The organism is Streptomyces sp. NPDC031100, from assembly GCF_055570785.1.
The window spans coordinates 63,567-80,926 of the sequence record NZ_JBVIGN010000016.1; the positions used below are offsets into that span (position 1 = coordinate 63,567).

Below are 17,360 nucleotides of genomic sequence, written 5' to 3' on the forward strand. Positions count from 1 at the left end.
TGGGCGTGCACGAGGGCCGGTACGCGGCCGTCAAACAGGTGCTGCCCTCCGTGGTCGGCGAGGGACAAGGACTTCGTACGGCGCTTCGGACACGAGCTGGACAACCTCTCCCGGCTGCCCGCAGAGGCCACCGCACCGCTGCTCGCCGGCGACCGCGACGCCCGGCCGCCGTGGTTCGCCACCGCGTACGTGCCCGGGCTGACCCTGCGCGAGGCCGTCGAACTGCACGGCGGACCCCTGCCGGCGGACGCGCTGTGGCTGCTGCTGAGGGAGGCCGCCGCGGGACTGGCGGCGGTGCACGAGCTGGACATGGTGCACCGGGACGTCAAACCGTCGAACGTCATGCTGACCCTCGACGGGGTCACCCTCATCGACTTCGGCGTGGCCCGGGCCGCCGAGCAGAGCCAGCTGACCCGGACCGGCATGGTAGTGGGCACCCCGGCCTACATGTCTCCCGAGCAGGCCTCGGGAGCACGGCGGTTGACCGGCGCCGTGGACGTGTTCGCGCTGGGTTCGGTGATCGCGTTCGCGGGCAGCGGCCGCCCGCCCTTCGGCGACGAGTCCGGGCACGGCGTGCTGTACCGGATCGTGCACGAGCAGCCCGACCTCGCGCAGCTGCACGACGCCGACGCGGAACTGGCCGCCGTCGTCGCGTCCTGCCTGGACAAGGACCCCGAGGGCCGCCCCACCGCCGCCGAACTCCTCGGACTGTCCACGGGCCACGGCCCGTCCGAGCCCCCGCTGTGGCCCGAGGCGATCACGGAACGCCTGACGCGACGGGCGGCCTTCGCGGCGGTGGTGCCGGAGGCGACGGTGACGGAGCCGGAGCCCGACATGGTCGTCCAGCAGCAGCGAAAGACAGTGCAGCCACGTGAACGGCGCAGAAAGCGTGCCCTGTTGGCGGTCGTACCGGTCGTTGTGGTGGTCGGTACGACGACCCTGGCCTTTCAGCTGCTGCCGTACGCAACCGGAACCGACAGGGGCCGGGACGGCGCCGCAGGCACCCCCGCTGCCTCCGTGTCCGCGTCAGCCGACCCGGCGCCGGACGACCAGTCCCCCTCCGCGAGCCCGTCCCGCACCGAGAAGCCGGGCAAGAAGGGCTCGGAGGCGCCGTCGGACAAGAAGAAGCCCGACGAGGGAGGTTCGGGCGGCGGCAAGGATCAGTCGGCCGACTCCGGCGCCTCGGGTTCATCGATCGGCGGAGGCGGCGGCAGTGACTCCGGCTCCGGCTCGGGAAGTTCCGGAGGATCCGAAAGCAGCTCAGGCGGCTCCTCGGGCGGTTCCACCGGATCGGGCGGATCCTCCGGAGGAACCGCCACGACCAGCCCCGGTTCGGGCACCTTCCGTCTCAGGAACGGCGAGAACGGCAAGTGCCTGACCCAGGTCTACGGCTCCACGGGCCTCGGCGACTGCTCGGCCTCGACCGCCCGGTGGACCTTCCGCAGCGCCGCCGGCGGCAGCGTCAAGGTCGTCAACGTGTCGACCGGCGCCTGTCTGAGCGCCAACGGCATGGGCCAGGCCGTCTTCGTCGGCGACTGCGCCCAGAGCAGCAGCGTCCGCTTGTGGAGGACGGGCTCCGGCAAGTCCCTGAGCACGGTCTACGACGGCGGCTGCCTCGACCTCGCCTTCGGCGGCGGCGTGGCCGAGGCGACCTGCCAGTCGGGCGCCTCCTCCCAGAGCTGGGCCAGGACGTGACAGCTACCCGCTGATCATCCCGAGATCATTCCGAGGACCGCCCGCACGGCCTCGGCGACCGGCTGGCCCACCGCTCCGACGGTGGACGCGATTCCGGCGACGGCCATCAGCGCGCGGTGCCGCTCCTGTGCGGGGACGGCGGCGTCGGCGCTGATGGCCGGCAGGGACTCGTCGAGGAGCTGTGCGCTGGGAGCCGGCAGCTGGGCGCGCAACTCCCCGATCTGCCGGTGCAGTTCGGCGAGGGCGGCGACGAGGGCCGGGTTCAGCTGCTCGGCCCCGCCGCCGACCCCGCTCTTGACGATGCCCCGGTTGCCCTGGCCGCCGTACATGTTCACGTTGTCGCCGTAGTAGTAGTTGTTGTTGCTCATGCCGCGATCCCCACGTTCCCGCTTCCGCCGTACATGTTGACGTTGTCGCCGAAGTAGTAGTTGTTCGGCGAGACGGTGAGACGTTCCACCGTCACCTGGAACTCGGTGTCGGGGTGCTCGATGGCGTACTGCGGGCTGGCGGTGAGGACGGAGAGCATCTCGCCGAAGAAGTAGAAACCGGCGAGGCCGGCGACCGTCCACACGAACTGGACGAAGCCACCGGGGCCGGAGCTCTCCCGCCCGTAACCGCCTCCGCTCATGCTCGCGTTGAGCAGGTCGGGCAGCGAGAGCACGAACGTGACGGTCAGGATCACGGCGGCGGCCTTCAGGAACCGCATCACCGCCTCCTTAACTCGCTGAGGAACATTAGCCACCTGACGCGCCTTCAGTGCAACCGGTCACCGACGCTCGCGAGAGCTGCTCATCCCGACCCCAAGGTCACTGATGGACCTTCACATTCCTTTAGCCGCTTGTTCGTTGGACGTTTGGGCGGCAGCCTTGCCACACTCGGACGATCCTGCCCCCGCTCACGCAGGAGAACCGGGTGGCCACTCAAAGATCAGAGACCGACAGACCTCGTCCGACCGGTGAACCCCGCCTGAAGGTCGGCGCTCCGGCAGTCTTACCCAGCCGGCGAGGCCGCATACGCCGGCTGGTCCCGCGCGTCGTGGCGGCCGCCACCGCGCTGTGCGCGATCGTGGTGACGGTCCAGGGGCACGTCGCCCTGCCGCTCACCCGCATCGTCACGATCGAGGCCAAGATGGCCTCGAAGTCGGACTACTTCGAGGACCCCGAGGTCCAGCGGCTGCTCATTCGACACGGCTTCCGCGTGCACGTCACGCGCATGGGCTCACGCGGCATCGCAGCGCAGAGCTACGACGGCTACGACGTCGTCTTCCCCTCGGGGCAGCCCGCCGCAGACCTGATCACCAGGAAGCGCGCGTCCGAGGGCCGCCCGGCGACGACGTACCGCCCGTTCGTCAGCCCGATCGTGCTCGGCACCTACCGCGAGTACGCCGAGACGCTGCAGGACGCCGGAATGGTCAAGCCCCTCCCGGGAACTCCCCCCGGGGCCGAGCCGCTCTACTACTCGCTCGACATGAAGAAGTTCCTCGACGCGACCGCTCACAACAAGCGCTGGGACGGCCTGGGTATCTGGCGGCACGGCATACACAACGGCAACAAGGTGCTCGCCCAGTCCTCGGACATCTGCGACTCCAACTCCGGGGGTACCTACCTGGGGCTGGTCTCCTACGTGTGGAACCACGACGACATCCCGCAGGACGCACAGGAGGCGAAGAGCTTCGCGGAGAAGGTCAAGCACCTCCTCAACGACCAGGGCATGCCGTCCGGCGAGAAGAACGAGACCTACGTGTCCCCCGAGGGCAAGAGCATCTCCCCGATCGCGGTCATCTACGAGCACCAGTTCCTGGCCCACCAGATAGCCGGCCAGGCCGGCACCGGACACGTGGACGGCGAGCGCGTCCTGCTGTATCCGTCGACGCGGTTCGTCACCGAGCCCCAGTTCATCGCGCTGACCTCGCCGGGTGACCGGCTCGGCAGGCTGGTCTCCACCGACCCGGCGCTGCAGAGGCGCGCGATGGAGCTGGGCTTCCGGGTCCGGGCCGCCGGCAGCGAGTCCACCAGCGACGCGCTCACCGGATTCCTGCACGAACACCACATCCAGGCACCCGCCCTGTCGGCCGACGACACCAAGGCGGTGCTGCCCCGGCTGGACCTGCTGGAGCAGATGATCGAGGTGGTGGGGGACTGCGATCCCGTCGCGCCCTCGGCGGCGGGCGGGGAGGCGCCGTGAGGGTCCGTGGTCTCCCCTTCGCGCTGTGCCTGGTCCTCCTCGCCGCACTCGGCGGCCTGGTCTCCTGCTCCGGCGGCGGCAGCGGACCGGACACCACCCTGCGCGTGCTGGCCAGCGACGAACTCTCCGACCTGCGCCCGCTGCTGGACCGGCTGCGCGAGGACACCGGGGTCCGCCTGGAGATGGACTACCGGGCGACCAACGACGCCGCCGACACCCTGCTGACCGGCCGTCACTCCTACGACCTGGCCTGGCTCTCCTCCGACCGCTACCTGCGCCTGAAGGCGAAGCAGGCACCCTCCGGGGCCACCCCGGCCACCGGTCTGCAGAGCACCTCGATCATGCGCTCCCCGGTCGTGGTGGGCCTCACCCAGGACGTGGCCCGGCGACTGCGCCCCCAGGCACCCGGCGGACGCGTGTCCTGGGCGGACATCGCCGACGCCGCCGCCACCGGCACCGTGCGCTTCGGCATGGCCGACCCCCGGCACAGCAACAGCGGCCTCGCCGCCCTGGTCGGCGTCGCCACCGCCGCGGCCGGCACCGGCGGCGCGCTGCGTCCCGCGGACGTCAGCTGCGACCGGCTGCGCGGCTTCCGCTCCGGCCAGAGCCTCACCGCCGAGACCTCCCGCACGCTGCTGGACGCCTTCGCCGACCGTCCGGGCCGCACCAACGCCCTGATCACCTACGAGTCCGAGCTGCTGACGCTGAACGCCTCCGGGCGGCTGAAACAGCCCCTGGTCATCGTGCACCCCGCCGACGGCATGGTCCTGTCCGACTATCCGCTGCTCCTGCTGGACGCCGGCCGGCGGGACGCCTACGACCGGGTGGTGAAGTGGCTGACGGACGCCGCCCACCAGCAGGAGATCATGCGGCTCACGCTGCGCCGCCCGGTCAACACCGCCGTCCACCGCGACGCGCGGCTGAAGACACCCCTGGACAACGCCCTGTACTTCCCCGACGACCCGGCCGTCCTCGACCGGCTCCTGGCCGACTACGGCGATCCCCGGCGTCGCGGCGCCGACCAGGTGATCTTCCTGCTCGACTTCTCCGGCTCCATGCGCGGCTCCCGTACGACGGCACTGCGCGCCGCGTTCGCGGGCCTGAGCGGGGCGGACTCCTCGGCGTCGGCCAAGTTCGTCCGCTTCTACCAGGGCGAGCGGCTGACCGTGGTCCGCTTCGGCGGCCGGCCCCTCGACGAGCGCACGGTCACCGTCCACGACACGGCCGACCTCACCCGTCTCGCGGACTTCGTCGCCGACGGCGGCTACGACCGCTCCACGGCGATCTGGTCCGCCCTGGACCACGGCTACGACGCCGCCGAGCGGGCCGTGCGCGAGGACCCCGGGCGGGTGGTGTCCCTCGTGCTGATGACCGACGGCGAGAACAACGCGGGCATCGACCGGACCACGTTCGTCAGCCGCTACCGGGCCCGTCCCGCCGACGCCCGGGCGGTGCACACCTACCCCGTCCACTTCGGGGACGCCGACGCGGCGGAGCTGCGCCAGGTCGCCTCGGTGACCGGAGGCCGCATGGTCGACGCCCACGACTCGTCCCTGTCCACCGCGTTCAAGGAGATCCGTGGCTGTTCTTGACGGCACCTGGTGGAGCGTCTGGTGGGGCGCCATGGCGTGGTGGCTGGCGGCGTTCGCCGGTCTCGTCACGCTGGGCGTGTTCGCCGTACTGCGGCTGCGCGCCCTGCGCCGCCACCCCGTGGGGCGGGGCCTGCCCCTGTACCTGGACAACGCGGCCGTGATGGACCTGTACAAGATGGGCAACCACACGGCCGCGCTGCGCAAGGAGGTCGAGGAGCGGCGCAGCCGCACCATCGGCTGCCTGGCGGTGATTCCCCTGGTGTCCCTGCTGTTCCGGGTGAAGGGCGGCGGCGAGGAGGGGACCTTCGTCAAGTACGTGCAGAAGAGCGAGCCGATCATGGTGATCGGGCTGCTGCTGTCCGTGCTGGAGCGTCAGGACGCCCTCGTCGAGGTCGAGCTGCGGCCCGGGGGCGGCAGCGTCACCCCGAACCGCGCCCTGGTGCGGAAACTGGCCCGGCGGCAGACCGAGGAGGACCCGCCCGACCGGGTGGTCCTCAGCGAGATCGGCGAGTTCGTCATGGTCACCGGCCGGTTCGAGGCCCAGGACGGCGGCGAGACCCTGGTGATGCGGGCACCGTACGCGGAGCGCGACGCGACCGCACAGCTCAGGGTCGTGCTCCACCGGGCCGGGCTGCGGCGCACGAACAGGCCGCTGCCCGAGGGCCAGTTCGAGGCCCACTGCCTGGGCAAGGTGACGAGCTGGGACCCTCGGGCCCGCGAGGCCGTCCTGGGCGAGCCGATCGCGGTCTTCCTCTGACGGCGCGGCTCGCTGCGCGGCCCCATCGGTGCTGCCGATGGGGCCATCGGCAGGACGCCCCACCGGCGCGTGGACCCGTGCCTGCAGCCGCTCGTAGCGTCGTCGCATGACCTCAGAGCACAAGGGAACCGCCCAGCTGATGACCGCGATGGTGCTGTCCGGCACCCTCGGCGTCTTCGTCGTCGAGTCGGGCGCCTCGCCCTTCGACGTCGTCTTCTTCCGCGTCCTGTTCGGCGCCCTGGCGCTGGGCTCCTACGTTGTCGCCCGCGGCTGGCTGCGCGACCACGGCTTCACCCCGCGCACCCTCGGACTGGCCGTCCTGGGCGGGGTGTTCATCGTCTTCAACTGGGTGCTGCTGTTCCAGTCGTACGAGAACACGTCCATCTCCGTGGCCACCGTGGTCTACCACACGCAGCCCTTCTACGTGGTCCTCCTCGGCGCCCTGCTGTTCCGCGAGCGCCTCACCGCCGCCCGGGTGGGCTGGATCGCCGTCGCCTTCGCGGGCCTGGTCCTGGTCTCCGGGGTGACCCCCGCCGACTTCAGCGGCGGCGGCGCCTACCTCACCGGCATCGGCCAGGCCCTGCTCGCCGCCCTCCTCTACGGCCTGTCCACCCTGGTGACCAAGCGGATCACCGGCGTACGCCCGCATCTGATCGCCCTCGTCCAGGTCCTCGTCGGCATCCCGCTGCTCCTGCCGTTCGCGGACCTCGGCGCGATGCGGGGCACCGGCTGGGACTGGGGCTGGCTGGTGGGCCTCGGACTCCTGCACACCGGCGTGATGTACGTCCTCATGTACGCCGCCTACGCGCAGCTGCCCACCGCGAAGATCGCCGTTCTCGCCTTCGTGTACCCGGCCGTGGCGATGGTGATGGACTGGGCGGTGTACGGCCACCACATCGGGCTCGTCCAGGCACTCGGCGTCCCGCTGATCGTGACCGCGAGCCTGAAGGTCACCCTTGCTCGGACACCAGCTTCCGCGCCTGCTCGACAAACAGCCGCGCATGCGCCGGAAGCCGCTTCCCGGCCCGCCACGCCAGCTGCGTGCGAAGCGTGAACGGCGGTTCCCAGACGAGCCGTACGAGGGAGCCCTCCGCGAGTTCGGCGGCGACCGTCACCTCGGGCAGCAGCGCGATCCCGAGGCCGGCCGCCGCCGCGCGCTTGGTGGCCTCGATCGTGCCGAACTCCATGAACTGCACCGGCTCCAGCCTGGTCAGCTCCCGCTCGAACAGGTCCCGGTAGGCGCAGCCGGGCTCGGTGGCCAGCAGCGGCTGCCCGGTCAGCTCGGCCGTCTCGACCGGCCGTCCGGCCAGCGTGTGTCCGGGTGCCGCGACCAGCGCCAGCGGCTCCACCGCCAGCACCGCACTCTCCAGCCCGGGGTGCTCGGTCTCCTCCTCCATCAGGAAACCGACGTCGTACGTCCCCTGCCGCAGCGCCTGCCGGGTCTCGTCACCGATGGTGGTGCGCAGGGCGAGCCGCACCTTGGGGTGACGGTGGTGGACGTACTCCAGCAGCGGAGGCAGCCGGTAGGAGGTGAGGGACTCCATGGTGCCGACGGTGAGGGTGCCGGACGGCTCCTCGGATCCGGTGACGGCCGCCCGGGCCTCCTCGGTCAGCTCGATGATCTGCCGGGCGTAGGGCAGCAGCCGCTCGCCCGCCTCGGTGAGCCGGATACGGCCGCCGAGCCGGTCGAACAGCTCGGCACCGAGGGAGGACTCCAGGGCACGGATCTGACTGGTCACGCTGGACTGGGCGTACGACAGTTCGGCCGCCGCCCGGGTGAAACTCAGGACGGTGGCGACCTTCTCGAAGGTGACGAGCAGCCGGAGTTCCATCAGCTCTTCTCGGGGTCGTCCTTGTCGAGGGACTTCAGGAACTCGGGGTTGTCATCGGGGGCGACCCAGTTCGCGGCGGTGTTCCTGTGCCACTCGGACGGAGTGGAGCCGTTCTCGGGGGCGCGCCGCGCCTTGCCGGTGATGAGCCAGGCGACGGGGCCCACCAGCACCTCGCCGAAGAGCAGGATGATGACCACCCACGCCACCTTGGGCAGGTGGCGCACCTCTTCCTCGGGGGTGTTCAGACAGTCCACGAAGGCGTAGATCCACAGCGCCAGGACCAGTAGGAACGGCAGATACCTGAGCATCGTCGTGCGCTCTCTTCGAGAAGTGAGTGGGCCCCGGTGACCGGGCCAGAGTATCCGGTGGCCGATACTGGGACGCATGGCTTACGACGATCTTCGCTCCCTGCTCAGGGCGCTGGAGCGCGAGGGAGACCTCAAGCGCATCAAGGCCGAGGTCGACCCGTATCTGGAGGTCGGGGAGATCGTCGACCGGGTGCAGAAGTCCGGGGGACCGGCGCTGCTCTTCGAGAACGTGAAGGGCTCGGCGATGCCCCTCGCGATGAACGTCTTCGGCACCGACCGGCGCCTGCTGAAGGCGCTGGGCCTGAAGTCGTACGGCGAGATCTCCGAGAAGATCGGCGGGCTGCTGCGGCCCGAGCTGCCGCACGGGTTCGTGGGCGTGCGCGAGGCGTTCGGGAAGCTGGGCGCGATGACCCACGTGCCGCCCAAGAAGGTGAAGGACGCTCCCGCGCAGGAGGTCGTCCTGCACGGCGAGGACGTCGACCTCGACCGGCTGCCCGCCCTCTTCACCTGGCCCCAGGACGGCGGCTCCTTCTTCAACCTCGGTCTCACCCACACCAAGGACCCCGAGACCGGCATCCGCAATCTCGGGCTGTACCGCCTGCAGCGCCACGACAAGCGCACCATCGGCATGCACTGGCAGATCCACAAGGACAGCCGGAACCACTACCAGGTGGCCGCGAGGCGCGGCGAGCGGCTGCCGGTGGCGATCGCCTTCGGCTGCCCGCCCGCCGTGACGTACGCCTCCACCGCCCCCCTCCCCGGGGACATCGACGAGTACCTCTTCGCCGGGTTCATCGCGGGCAAGCGGATCGAGATGGTCGACTGCAAGACGGTGCCGCTCCAGGTCCCCGCGAACGCCGAGGTCGTCCTGGAGGGCTGGCTGGAGCCGGGCGAGATGCTCCCGGAGGGCCCCTTCGGCGACCACACCGGCTTCTACACCCCGCAGGAGCCGTTCCCGGCGCTGAAGATCGACTGCGTGACGATGCGGAAGCGCCCGCTGCTCCAGTCGATCGTCGTCGGCAGGCCCCCCACGGAGGACGGCCCCCTCGGCCGCGCCACGGAACGCTTCTTCCTGCCCCTGCTGAAGATCATCGTCCCGGACATCGTGGACTACCACCTGCCCGAGGCCGGCGGCTTCCACAACTGTGCGATCGTCTCGATCGACAAGAAGTACCCGAAGCACGCGCAGAAGGTCATGCACGCGATCTGGGGGGCCCACATGATGTCCCTCACCAAGCTGATCGTGGTCGTGGACGCCGACTGCGACGTGCACGACCTGCACGAGGTCGCCTGGCGGGCCCTCGGCAACACCGACTACGCCCGCGACCTCACCGTCGTGGAAGGCCCCGTCGACCACCTCGACCACGCCTCCTACCAGCAGTTCTGGGGCGGTAAGGCGGGCATCGACGCCACGAAGAAGTGGCCGGAGGAGGGCTACACCCGGGACGGCGGGTGGCCGGACATGGTCCTGTCGGACCCGGATACGGCGGCCCTGGTGGACCGCCGCTGGAAGGAGTACGGCCTATGAGCAGCGCCTCCGCGGCACTCCCGCAGCCGGGACGCACCAAGGCGTTCCTCCGCCTGGTGATGATCGAGCACTCGGTCTTCGCGCTCCCCTTCGCCTACATCGCCGCCCTGACCGCGATGTACCAGTGGGACAAGAACATCCACTGGGGCCGGCTCCTGCTGGTCACGATCTGCATGATCGGCCTGCGCACCTTCGCCATGGCGGTCAACCGGATCATCGACCGCGAGATCGACGCCCGTAATCCGCGTACGGCCCACCGCGAACTGGTGACCGGCGCGATGACGGTGAAGCACGCCTGGACGGGCGCCCTGATCGCCCTGGTGATCTTCCTGGGCGCGGCGGCCCTGCTGAACCCCCTGTGCCTGGCCCTGGCCCCCATCGCGGTGATCCCGATGGTGGTCTACCCGTACGGGAAGCGGTTCACGAACTTCCCGCAGGCCATCCTGGGCCTGGCCCAGGCGATGGGCCCGGTCGGCGGCTGGCTGGCCATCTCGGGCTCGTGGTCCTGGGACGCGGTCATCCTCGGCCTCGCCGTCGGCATCTGGATCGGCGGCTTCGACCTGATCTACGCCTGCCAGGACGTCGAGACCGACCGCGAGATCGGCGTCATGTCGGTCCCGGCCCGCTTCGGCATCCCGGCGGCGATCTGGGGCGCCCGGGCGTGCCACGCGGTCACGACGGCCCTGTTCGTCTGGTACGCCCTGGCCACCCACGCCGGAGCCTTCTTCTGGCTGGGCCTGGTGATCGTCGCGGGCGCGTTCGTGTACGAACACCGGATCGTCCGGCCCCATGACCTGTCCCGCCTGAACCGGGCGTTCTTCAGCGTCAACGGATTCATCGGGATTGCCCTGTTCGTGTGTGCGCTGCTTGATCTTCTGGTTCGGGGTCTGACCGTCTGAGTACGGTGCGGCCGTGGATCGCCTGCACGCACAGCTTGCCCGGTTCGAAGACGCGTTCCCCGGGTTCCGGACGGAGATCGAGGAGGGAAACGTAGTCGCGTACCCGGTCAGACCGCTCCATGGCGGCACCATCCATGCGATGTGGGGCCTGGTCGAGGCGCAGCTGGCGTCGGAGTGGGCTGTGGTGAGCGACGTGGTGTTCCCCTTCGACGAAGGGAACGAGTTCTGCCCGGACATCGCGGTCATTCCGGAGGCCGAGGCGACCAAGAACGCGGTCGCGTACTCGCTGGTCGCGACACCATCTCCTACGGCCCCGAACTGACCGTCGTCTCGCCCCTCGGCAAGCTCACCGTGCCCACCTCCCGGCTCCCCGTCGGCCCCAAGGCGCCCCACCCGGCCTGAGCCCTGGGCAACCCACCGGTACGCTCAAGGTGTGAACGCAGGAGAAACGCAGCGCGCGCCTTGGATCGTGGGGGTGTCCGGAGCTTCCGGGACGCCGTATGCGGCTGCCGTGCTGCGGGCTCTGCTGGCAGCCGGGGAGGCGGTCGACCTGGTGGTCAGCCGGGCCTCGCGGCTGACGCTGCTGGACGAGACGGGGATCTCGTTCCGGGACGCGCACTGGCAGGAGGACCTGCGGGAATGGCTGGGCCGGGGCGCCGACGGGAAGCCCGGGACCTTCGAAGCGGACGTCAGCGGGGTGCGGTACTGGAGCGCGGGGGATCTCGCGGCGGGCCCGTCCTCGGGGTCGTACCCGGCGAAGGGGATGCTCATCGTGCCCGCCTCGACCGCCTGTGTCGCCGGTGTCGCCCTCGGCCTGTCCAAGGATCTGCTCCAGCGGGCGGCCGGCGTCACACTGAAGGAGCGCCGGCCGCTGGTCGTGGCCGTACGGGAGACCCCCTTGAACGGGCAGACCCTGCGGCACCTCGTCGCGCTGGACGACGCGGGGGCGAGCGTGGTGCCGGCCTCGCCCGCCTTCTACGCGGGCGCGACCCACATCCAGGATCTGGTGGACTTCGTCGCCGGGCGGGTGCTGGACGCGGCGGGCGTCGGGCACGGGCTGTACCGGCGCTGGAAGGGCGAACTGGGCGGCGGCTCGGCGGTCCGGTAGCCGAGCAGGCCGAGCAGGTCGAGCAAGTCGCAGTACCTCTCGTCACTTCAGGAACGTTGAGAACTTTTCCAGGGGAAGGCTTCGATCGCATGGACGCGGTGGACAGGCAGCTCATCCAGGCCCTGAGGGAGAACGGCCGGGCCTCCTACGCGGAGCTGGGACGCCTCGTCGGTCTGTCGGGACCCAGCGTCACCGACCGCATCAACCGGCTGGAGGCGGCCGGCGTCATCACCGGCTACCGCGCCACCGTGAACGCGGCCTCCCTCGGCCTCGGCGTGACCGCCCTGATCGGCATCTCGCTGTCCGACGCCGCCGACCACGAGGACGTGGCCCAGCGGCTGAAGGAGCTGCCCGAGATCGAGGACTGCTGGTTCATCGCCGGCGACGACTCCTACATGCTCAAGGTGCGGGCGGCGGACGTGGACGGGCTGGAGCGAATCATCCGGCGGCTGAGCGGGACCAAGGGCGTCTCGCGGACCCGTACCACGATCGTGCTGTCCACGAAGTGGGAGAACCGGGTCGGGGAACTGCCCGAAGAGGTCTAGGGATACCGTGGGGCGAGCTGTCGTAGAAAGGGCGTGTTGGCATGGACGTCGGGCTCAAGCGCGAGCTGGAGGAGAAGGTGAGGGCGAGCGTTCGCCTGACCCGCGAGGACGGCATCGCGCTGTACGAGTCGGACGACCTGGCGTGGCTCGGCGGCCTCGCGCACGAGGTGCGCACCCGCAAGAACGGTGACGTCGTGCACTTCAACGTCAACCGGCACCTCAACATGACCAACGTGTGCACGGCCTCCTGCGCCTACTGCTCGTTCCAGCGCAAGCCGGGCGAGAAGGACGCGTACACGATGCGCATCGAGGAGGCCGTCAAGCTCGCCAAGGCGATGGAGTCGGAGAACCTCACCGAGCTGCACATCGTCAACGGCCTGCACCCGAACCTGCCCTGGCGCTACTACCCGCGCTCGCTGCGGGAACTGAAGGCGGCCCTGCCGAACGTCTCCCTGAAGGCCTTCACGGCCACGGAGATCCACCACTTCGAGACCATCTCCGGGCTGTCCGCCTCCGAGATCCTCGACGAGCTGATCGACGCCGGTCTGGAGTCGCTGACCGGCGGTGGCGCCGAGATCTTCGACTGGGAGGTCCGGCAGCACATCGTGGACCACCGCACCCACTGGGAGGACTGGTCCCGCATCCACCGGCTGGCGCACGAGAAGGGTCTGAAGACCCCGTGCACCATGCTCTACGGCCACATCGAGGAGCCCCGCCACCGCGTGGACCACGTGCTGCGCCTGCGTGAACTGCAGGACGAGACGAACGGCTTCCAGGTCTTCATCCCGCTGCGCTACCAGCACGACTTCGTGGACATGAAGGACGGGAAGGTACGCAACCGCCTTCAGGCGCGTACGCAGATGGCCACGGGGGCGGAGGCCCTCAAGACCTTCGCGGTCTCCCGGCTGCTCTTCGACAACGTCCCGCACGTCAAGGTCTTCTGGGTCATGCACGGCGTCCAGACCGCGCAGTTGGCGTTGCAGCACGGCGCCGACGACATGGACGGCTCGGTGGTCGAGTACAAGATCACGCACGACGCCGACAACTACGGCACCCCGAACAAGCTGACCCGCGAGGACCTGCTCGACCTGATCCGCGACGCCGGCTTCCGTCCGGTGGAGCGCAACACCCGCTACGAGATCATCCGCGAGTACGACGGCCCGGACCCGGCGCGCCGCGAGTCCCCCCAGCCGATGCGCGTGTGACGTGATGCGGGTGGCCGGACGGGTACCCGTCCGGCATGACCGTCACGAAGGCGCCCGAGGACGCCTACACCGCAGAGCCCTTCGTCCCTGACCGGGGCGGTCTCTCCGCGCTGCGCAAGGCCGCCGCCGGCTGCCGCGGCTGCCCCCTGCACCGGGAGGCCACGCAGACCGTGTTCGGCGAGGGCGCGGCGGACGCGCGGGTGATGCTGGTCGGGGAGCAGCCGGGGGACAAGGAGGACCGGCAGGGGAGGCCCTTTGTCGGGCCCGCCGGGAAGCTGCTCCACCGGGCGCTCGCGGAGGCCGGCATCGACCCGGGTGAGGCGTATGTCACCAACGCCGTCAAGCACTTCAAGTTCACGTGGGACGAACCCCGTAAGCGCCGTATCCACAGGGCGCCGAGCCTGCGGGAGATGACCGCGTGCGGGCCCTGGCTCGCGGCCGAGCTGGCGATCGTCGAGCCCGAGCTGATCGTCGTGCTCGGCGCCACCGCAGGGAAGGCGCTGCTCGGCTCCTCGTTCCGGGTGACGCAGATGCGTGGGACCGTACTGGAGCGGGAGATCCACGGGCGGCCGGAGCGGCTGGTGCCCACCGTGCATCCGTCGGCCGTGCTGCGGGCGGAGGACCGGGAGCAGGCGTACCAGGGGCTGCTGGCGGACCTGAAGGTGGCTGCACGAGCGCTGGGGTAATGGATACCATCCCTCCATGCCCCTTACCTTCACGCTCGACCCCGCCGTCGACCGCGCCCTGCGCGACGGCATCCTGGACCTGTGGACCGACGTCAGCAACGCCGACGGCGCCGTGGGCTTCGTGCCCCCGGTGGCCCGGGAGGAGGTCCGCCCGGAGCTGGTGCGGCACTTCGTGCAGATGGCCGAGGGGCGCACCCGGCTGCTCGTCGGGCACGACGAGTCGGGGGCCGTGGCCGCGGCCGCGTTCCTCTCCTTCAACACCCACCGGCTCATGACGCACTGGGTGTGGCTGTACACGGTGATGGTCCATCCGAAGCACCAGGGCATGGGCTACGGCCGCGACCTGCTCGCGGCCGCCGCCGACGCGGCCCGCGGCTTCGAGGGCATCGAGGCGATACGGCTCACCTGCCGGGGCGGCCTCGGCCTGGAGCGGTTCTACGGGTCCTGCGGCTACAAGGAGGTCGGCCGGGTGCCCGGTGCGATACGGGTCGCTCCTGGTGACGACCGGGACGACATCCTCATGCTGCTCCCCCTCGTCTGACCCCCCTGCAAGATCGGGTCCGCGCCGTGCTTCACTGGACGGTGCCCCCTTTTGGAATCGGAAGAGTGGATTGAGATGCTCCGCTACACACTGATGCGCCTCGGCATCTTCGCGGGCTGCCTCGTGGTCGTCTGGGGAGCCGTCTACTCCGGCATCGTCCCGCGCGGCTTCGGCGACTCCAACTTCCTGTGGGTGCTGCTGCTCGCGCTGGTCATCTCGGCGCCGATCAGCTGGGTCGTGCTGCGCGGGGAGCGGGACCGGGCCTCCGTGCAGATCGTGACCAAGGTCGACCGGATGAAAGCCAACCTGGAGGCCAACCGCAGCCAGGAGGACGTGGTGGACGAGTCCGCGCGGGCGCAGGGCGGGGCAGCCGCGCCCAACTAGGCTTGCCCTCATGGGTGCCGTGAAGACCAAGCGGATGCCGCGGGCGGTGCGTGAGCAGCAGATGCTCGATGCCGCCGTGCAGATCTTCGGCCAGCGCGGCTACATGGCCGCCTCGATGGACGAGATAGCCGAACTCGCGGGCGTGTCCAAGCCGTTGGTCTACCTCTACCTCAATTCGAAGGAAGACCTCTTCACCGCCTGCATCCGCCGCGAGGGCGCCGCCCTCACCCAGGCCGTCCGCGCCGGTGTCCGCCCGGGGGAGCCCGCCGACCGTCAGCTCTGGGACGGACTGTGCGCGTTCTTCGCCCACACCGCCGAGCACCCCGACGGCTGGTCCGTGCTGCACCTCCAGGCCCGTACCCACGGCGAGCTGTTCGCCGCCGAGGTCACGGCGATGCGCGAGGAACTCGTCGCGTTCGTGACCCAGTTGATCGCGGTCGCGTGCCGAGCGGCACACCGGGACCCCGACCTGCCCGAGCGTGAGGTCGCCGGGCTCGCCGAGGCTCTGGTGGGCGCCGCCGAGTCCCTCGCGGCGTGGGCGAACGCCACCCCCGGGGTCACGGCCCGGCAGGCGGCCGCGACGCTGATGAACTTCGCCTGGGCGGGCCTCGGCAACCTCATGGACGGACGGCCCTGGACCCCGCCGGTCCCGGGGGAACAGGGGAGCTGACGGTCACAGCGGGGCCGGTGCGCCGGCGGTCACCTCCTCCAGGAACGCCGCCGCCCGCGGTGCCGCCCCCGCCTTCAGCCGGCCCCGCGCATCCGCGCACACCGTGATCTCCACGCCCGTCCCGGCGAGCACCAGCGGCAGGGTGTACAGCGTCCACGAGGGCGGCGGCCGGGACCTCGCGCCGGGTGTCGGGCACGATGCCGATCTCGGCGAGCTGCCGTTCGGTCGGGGTCGACCGGGTGCGCAGGAAGTACGCGTCGAGGGCGTGCTCCGGGGCGAGCTGACGCGCGACCTTTGGCAAGCCGGGATTCCCCTGAGAATGCGGCTGCTCAGGGAACGAGCGGCCGGATCTCCCCCTCCACGTGCACCTTCTCCCCGCCGCCCCGCAGCTGGAACCGCCCCTCCCGCGCCGCGTACCCCACCGTCCCCGGCAGCAGCACCGGCGCCCTGAACCGGGCCCGCACCCGCACCGCGTCCGGCACGCCGTGCGCGGCGAGACACCGGGCCACCGTCCACATGCCGTGCGCGATCGGCCGGGGGAAGCCGAAGAGCCGGGCGGTGAAGGGGTGCAGATGGATGGGGTTGCGATCCCCGGACGCGGCCGCGTACCGCCGCCCCACGTCACCGCCGAGCCGCCATTCGGCCAGGACGGGCAGCAGCTCTCCGGGATCACCCTCAAGGGACCGGACGGCACCGGCATCCGTCCGGTGGCGGGCGAGATACGCGCTCCTCGACTCCCAGACGACCGCGCCGCCGGCCCGCAGCTCGGTGACGACGCGGGCCTCGGTGCCGCGCCGGTGCGGGGCCAGCCCGTCCACGTGCACCGCGAGTTCGTACGCCGCCCCCGACGCGAGCGTGCTGCGCCGGGTGATCTCGATCGAGGTGTGGACGAGGCCCAGCAGCGGGAGCGGGAAGCCGCGCGCGCTCATGAGGCTCATGGCGAGCGGGAAGCCCAGGACGTGCGGATACGTCACCGGCAGGGCCTCGTCGCCGGTCGCGAAGCCGCACACCCGCTCGTAGGCGGCCAGCCGCACCGGATCGATGCGGACGCGGGCCAGGACCAGCCGGGAGCGCGGGAAGTCGGCGTCCGCGTGCGGCCGTTTGAACGGGGAGCGGAGCGCACCCCGGGCCAGCAGGGGCGCGAGGGCGGGCGTGCGGGTGAGGCTCAGGTAGCGGTCGGTCATGTGCGACTCCCGCGCGACTCGGTCCAAAATCCTTACTCTGGAGTAAGGTTACCGGAGGTAAGTCGAAGGGTCGGGCCCGGGGGCGGGAAGGGAACGCGAAGTTGAGGCACCCTCAGGAAACCCCCGAGGCTGCACACCCCCGGCTCCGGACCACCCCCGAACCCGCACAAGCCCCCCACAGGGGCCTCGTACGATCACCTGCCTAACCGGCGGTAACCCTCTGTTTGCGGTCCGTCGGTGAA

The 17,360-nt window shown here is 70.7% G+C and carries 21 protein-coding genes; 15 read left to right on the forward strand and 6 right to left on the reverse strand.

Going from position 1 to position 17,360, the window contains the following annotated elements; all coding sequences use genetic code 11:
• Positions 1 to 114: 114 nt before the first annotated feature.
• Entirely contained in the window at positions 115 to 1,695 is a 1,581-nt protein-coding gene (locus ACZ5DS_RS35500) for a serine/threonine-protein kinase (protein WP_468247169.1), read from the forward strand.
• A 14-nt stretch (positions 1,696 to 1,709) separates the two neighbouring features.
• Here ACZ5DS_RS35500 and ACZ5DS_RS35505 read toward each other — a convergent pair whose 3' ends face one another.
• Positions 1,710 to 2,063 carry a hypothetical protein gene (locus tag ACZ5DS_RS35505; protein WP_468246873.1) on the reverse strand — a complete coding sequence of 118 codons (354 nt, stop codon included), beginning with the start codon at positions 2,061 to 2,063 and terminating at the stop codon, positions 1,710 to 1,712.
• On the reverse strand, positions 2,060 to 2,401 hold the full coding sequence (locus ACZ5DS_RS35510) for a hypothetical protein (protein ID WP_468246875.1): 342 nt from the start codon (positions 2,399 to 2,401) through the stop codon (positions 2,060 to 2,062). The genes ACZ5DS_RS35505 and ACZ5DS_RS35510 overlap by 4 nt, the downstream gene beginning before the upstream one ends.
• Before the next feature lie 329 nt (positions 2,402 to 2,730).
• Between ACZ5DS_RS35510 and ACZ5DS_RS35515 the strand changes: the two genes are divergently transcribed.
• From ACZ5DS_RS35515 to ACZ5DS_RS35530, 4 genes are all read left to right on the forward strand, one after another.
• The gene (locus ACZ5DS_RS35515) at positions 2,731 to 3,879 is read left to right on the forward strand and encodes a hypothetical protein (protein WP_468246877.1); all 1,149 of its coding nucleotides are present in this window, start codon (positions 2,731 to 2,733) and stop codon (positions 3,877 to 3,879) included.
• Positions 3,876 to 5,471 carry a vWA domain-containing protein gene (locus tag ACZ5DS_RS35520; protein ID WP_468246879.1) on the forward strand — a complete coding sequence of 532 codons (1,596 nt, stop codon included), beginning with the start codon at positions 3,876 to 3,878 and terminating at the stop codon, positions 5,469 to 5,471. The genes ACZ5DS_RS35515 and ACZ5DS_RS35520 overlap by 4 nt, the downstream gene beginning before the upstream one ends.
• Positions 5,458 to 6,228, forward strand: a complete 771-nt coding sequence (locus ACZ5DS_RS35525; protein ID WP_468246881.1) for a hypothetical protein — start codon at positions 5,458 to 5,460, stop codon at positions 6,226 to 6,228. The genes ACZ5DS_RS35520 and ACZ5DS_RS35525 overlap by 14 nt, the downstream gene beginning before the upstream one ends.
• A gap of 106 nt (positions 6,229 to 6,334) precedes the next feature.
• Complete coding sequence (locus tag ACZ5DS_RS35530; protein WP_468246884.1) at positions 6,335 to 7,282, forward strand: DMT family transporter; 948 nt, start codon at positions 6,335 to 6,337, stop codon at positions 7,280 to 7,282.
• Here ACZ5DS_RS35530 and ACZ5DS_RS35535 read toward each other — a convergent pair.
• Both ACZ5DS_RS35535 and ACZ5DS_RS35540 read right to left on the reverse strand, forming a co-directional pair.
• Positions 7,179 to 8,060, reverse strand: coding sequence for a LysR family transcriptional regulator (locus tag ACZ5DS_RS35535; protein WP_468246887.1), 882 nt, complete (start codon positions 8,058 to 8,060; stop codon positions 7,179 to 7,181). The two genes, ACZ5DS_RS35530 and ACZ5DS_RS35535, sit on opposite strands and share 104 nt — an antisense overlap.
• The gene (locus tag ACZ5DS_RS35540) at positions 8,060 to 8,368 is read right to left on the reverse strand and encodes a PLD nuclease N-terminal domain-containing protein (protein ID WP_468246890.1); all 309 of its coding nucleotides are present in this window, start codon (positions 8,366 to 8,368) and stop codon (positions 8,060 to 8,062) included. The genes ACZ5DS_RS35535 and ACZ5DS_RS35540 overlap by 1 nt, the downstream gene beginning before the upstream one ends.
• Positions 8,369 to 8,444: 76 nt before the next feature.
• Between ACZ5DS_RS35540 and ACZ5DS_RS35545 the strand changes: the two genes are divergently transcribed.
• The 10 genes from ACZ5DS_RS35545 (at position 8,445) to ACZ5DS_RS35590 (ending at position 15,934) form a co-directional block, all read left to right on the forward strand.
• Positions 8,445 to 9,896: a menaquinone biosynthesis decarboxylase gene (locus ACZ5DS_RS35545; RefSeq protein ID WP_468246892.1), complete on the forward strand. Its 1,452-nt coding sequence runs from the start codon at positions 8,445 to 8,447 to the stop codon at positions 9,894 to 9,896.
• Entirely contained in the window at positions 9,893 to 10,795 is a 903-nt protein-coding gene (mqnP, locus tag ACZ5DS_RS35550) for a menaquinone biosynthesis prenyltransferase MqnP (RefSeq protein ID WP_468246894.1), read from the forward strand. The genes ACZ5DS_RS35545 and mqnP overlap by 4 nt, the downstream gene beginning before the upstream one ends.
• Before the next feature lie 13 nt (positions 10,796 to 10,808).
• Entirely contained in the window at positions 10,809 to 11,117 is a 309-nt protein-coding gene (locus ACZ5DS_RS35555; protein WP_468246896.1) for a hypothetical protein, read from the forward strand.
• 111 nt (positions 11,118 to 11,228) lie between these two features.
• Positions 11,229 to 11,903, forward strand: a complete 675-nt coding sequence (locus ACZ5DS_RS35560) for a UbiX family flavin prenyltransferase (protein ID WP_468246898.1) — start codon at positions 11,229 to 11,231, stop codon at positions 11,901 to 11,903.
• 89 nt (positions 11,904 to 11,992) lie between these two features.
• A complete protein-coding gene (locus tag ACZ5DS_RS35565) occupies positions 11,993 to 12,448 on the forward strand; it encodes an Lrp/AsnC family transcriptional regulator (RefSeq protein ID WP_066995366.1) in 456 nt (151 codons plus the stop codon).
• Positions 12,449 to 12,489: 41 nt separating this feature from the next.
• A complete protein-coding gene (mqnE, locus tag ACZ5DS_RS35570; protein WP_468246901.1) occupies positions 12,490 to 13,653 on the forward strand; it encodes an aminofutalosine synthase MqnE in 1,164 nt (387 codons plus the stop codon).
• A 35-nt stretch (positions 13,654 to 13,688) separates the two neighbouring features.
• Positions 13,689 to 14,339: a UdgX family uracil-DNA binding protein gene (locus ACZ5DS_RS35575; RefSeq protein ID WP_468246904.1), complete on the forward strand. Its 651-nt coding sequence runs from the start codon at positions 13,689 to 13,691 to the stop codon at positions 14,337 to 14,339.
• 16 nt (positions 14,340 to 14,355) lie between these two features.
• Positions 14,356 to 14,880 (forward strand): GNAT family N-acetyltransferase, encoded by a 525-nt coding sequence (locus ACZ5DS_RS35580; RefSeq protein ID WP_468246906.1) that lies wholly within the window; start codon positions 14,356 to 14,358, stop codon positions 14,878 to 14,880.
• Positions 14,881 to 14,955: 75 nt separating this feature from the next.
• Positions 14,956 to 15,264, forward strand: a complete 309-nt coding sequence (locus tag ACZ5DS_RS35585; protein WP_468246909.1) for a DUF4229 domain-containing protein — start codon at positions 14,956 to 14,958, stop codon at positions 15,262 to 15,264.
• A 10-nt stretch (positions 15,265 to 15,274) separates the two neighbouring features.
• Positions 15,275 to 15,934: a TetR/AcrR family transcriptional regulator gene (locus tag ACZ5DS_RS35590; protein WP_468246912.1), complete on the forward strand. Its 660-nt coding sequence runs from the start codon at positions 15,275 to 15,277 to the stop codon at positions 15,932 to 15,934.
• A 3-nt stretch (positions 15,935 to 15,937) separates the two neighbouring features.
• On the opposite strand, the gene ACZ5DS_RS35595 is transcribed toward ACZ5DS_RS35590, so the two are convergent.
• Complete coding sequence (locus tag ACZ5DS_RS35595; RefSeq protein WP_468246915.1) at positions 15,938 to 16,066, reverse strand: hypothetical protein; 129 nt, start codon at positions 16,064 to 16,066, stop codon at positions 15,938 to 15,940.
• Positions 16,067 to 16,263: 197 nt separating this feature from the next.
• On the reverse strand, positions 16,264 to 17,118 hold the full coding sequence (locus ACZ5DS_RS35600) for a MaoC/PaaZ C-terminal domain-containing protein (RefSeq protein ID WP_468246918.1): 855 nt from the start codon (positions 17,116 to 17,118) through the stop codon (positions 16,264 to 16,266).
• Positions 17,119 to 17,360: the final 242 nt, after the last annotated feature.

Excerpts from the sequence above, each read along its gene's own strand:
- ACZ5DS_RS35530 (WP_468246884.1), top strand. The coding sequence starts at position 6,335 with ATGACCTCAGAGCACAAGGGAACCGCCCAGCTGATGACCGCGATGGTG.
- ACZ5DS_RS35505 (WP_468246873.1), bottom strand. The coding sequence starts at position 2,063 with ATGAGCAACAACAACTACTACTACGGCGACAACGTGAACATGTACGGC.
- ACZ5DS_RS35590 (WP_468246912.1), top strand. The coding sequence starts at position 15,275 with ATGGGTGCCGTGAAGACCAAGCGGATGCCGCGGGCGGTGCGTGAGCAG.
- ACZ5DS_RS35540 (WP_468246890.1), bottom strand. The coding sequence starts at position 8,368 with ATGCTCAGGTATCTGCCGTTCCTACTGGTCCTGGCGCTGTGGATCTAC.
- ACZ5DS_RS35585 (WP_468246909.1), top strand. The coding sequence starts at position 14,956 with ATGCTCCGCTACACACTGATGCGCCTCGGCATCTTCGCGGGCTGCCTC.
- ACZ5DS_RS35580 (WP_468246906.1), top strand. The coding sequence starts at position 14,356 with ATGCCCCTTACCTTCACGCTCGACCCCGCCGTCGACCGCGCCCTGCGC.
- mqnE (WP_468246901.1), top strand. The coding sequence starts at position 12,490 with ATGGACGTCGGGCTCAAGCGCGAGCTGGAGGAGAAGGTGAGGGCGAGC.
- ACZ5DS_RS35535 (WP_468246887.1), bottom strand. The coding sequence starts at position 8,060 with ATGGAACTCCGGCTGCTCGTCACCTTCGAGAAGGTCGCCACCGTCCTG.
- ACZ5DS_RS35565 (WP_066995366.1), top strand. The coding sequence starts at position 11,993 with ATGGACGCGGTGGACAGGCAGCTCATCCAGGCCCTGAGGGAGAACGGC.
- mqnP (WP_468246894.1), top strand. The coding sequence starts at position 9,893 with ATGAGCAGCGCCTCCGCGGCACTCCCGCAGCCGGGACGCACCAAGGCG.
- ACZ5DS_RS35510 (WP_468246875.1), bottom strand. The coding sequence starts at position 2,401 with ATGCGGTTCCTGAAGGCCGCCGCCGTGATCCTGACCGTCACGTTCGTG.
- ACZ5DS_RS35575 (WP_468246904.1), top strand. The coding sequence starts at position 13,689 with ATGACCGTCACGAAGGCGCCCGAGGACGCCTACACCGCAGAGCCCTTC.
- ACZ5DS_RS35600 (WP_468246918.1), bottom strand. The coding sequence starts at position 17,118 with ATGACCGACCGCTACCTGAGCCTCACCCGCACGCCCGCCCTCGCGCCC.
- ACZ5DS_RS35545 (WP_468246892.1), top strand. The coding sequence starts at position 8,445 with ATGGCTTACGACGATCTTCGCTCCCTGCTCAGGGCGCTGGAGCGCGAG.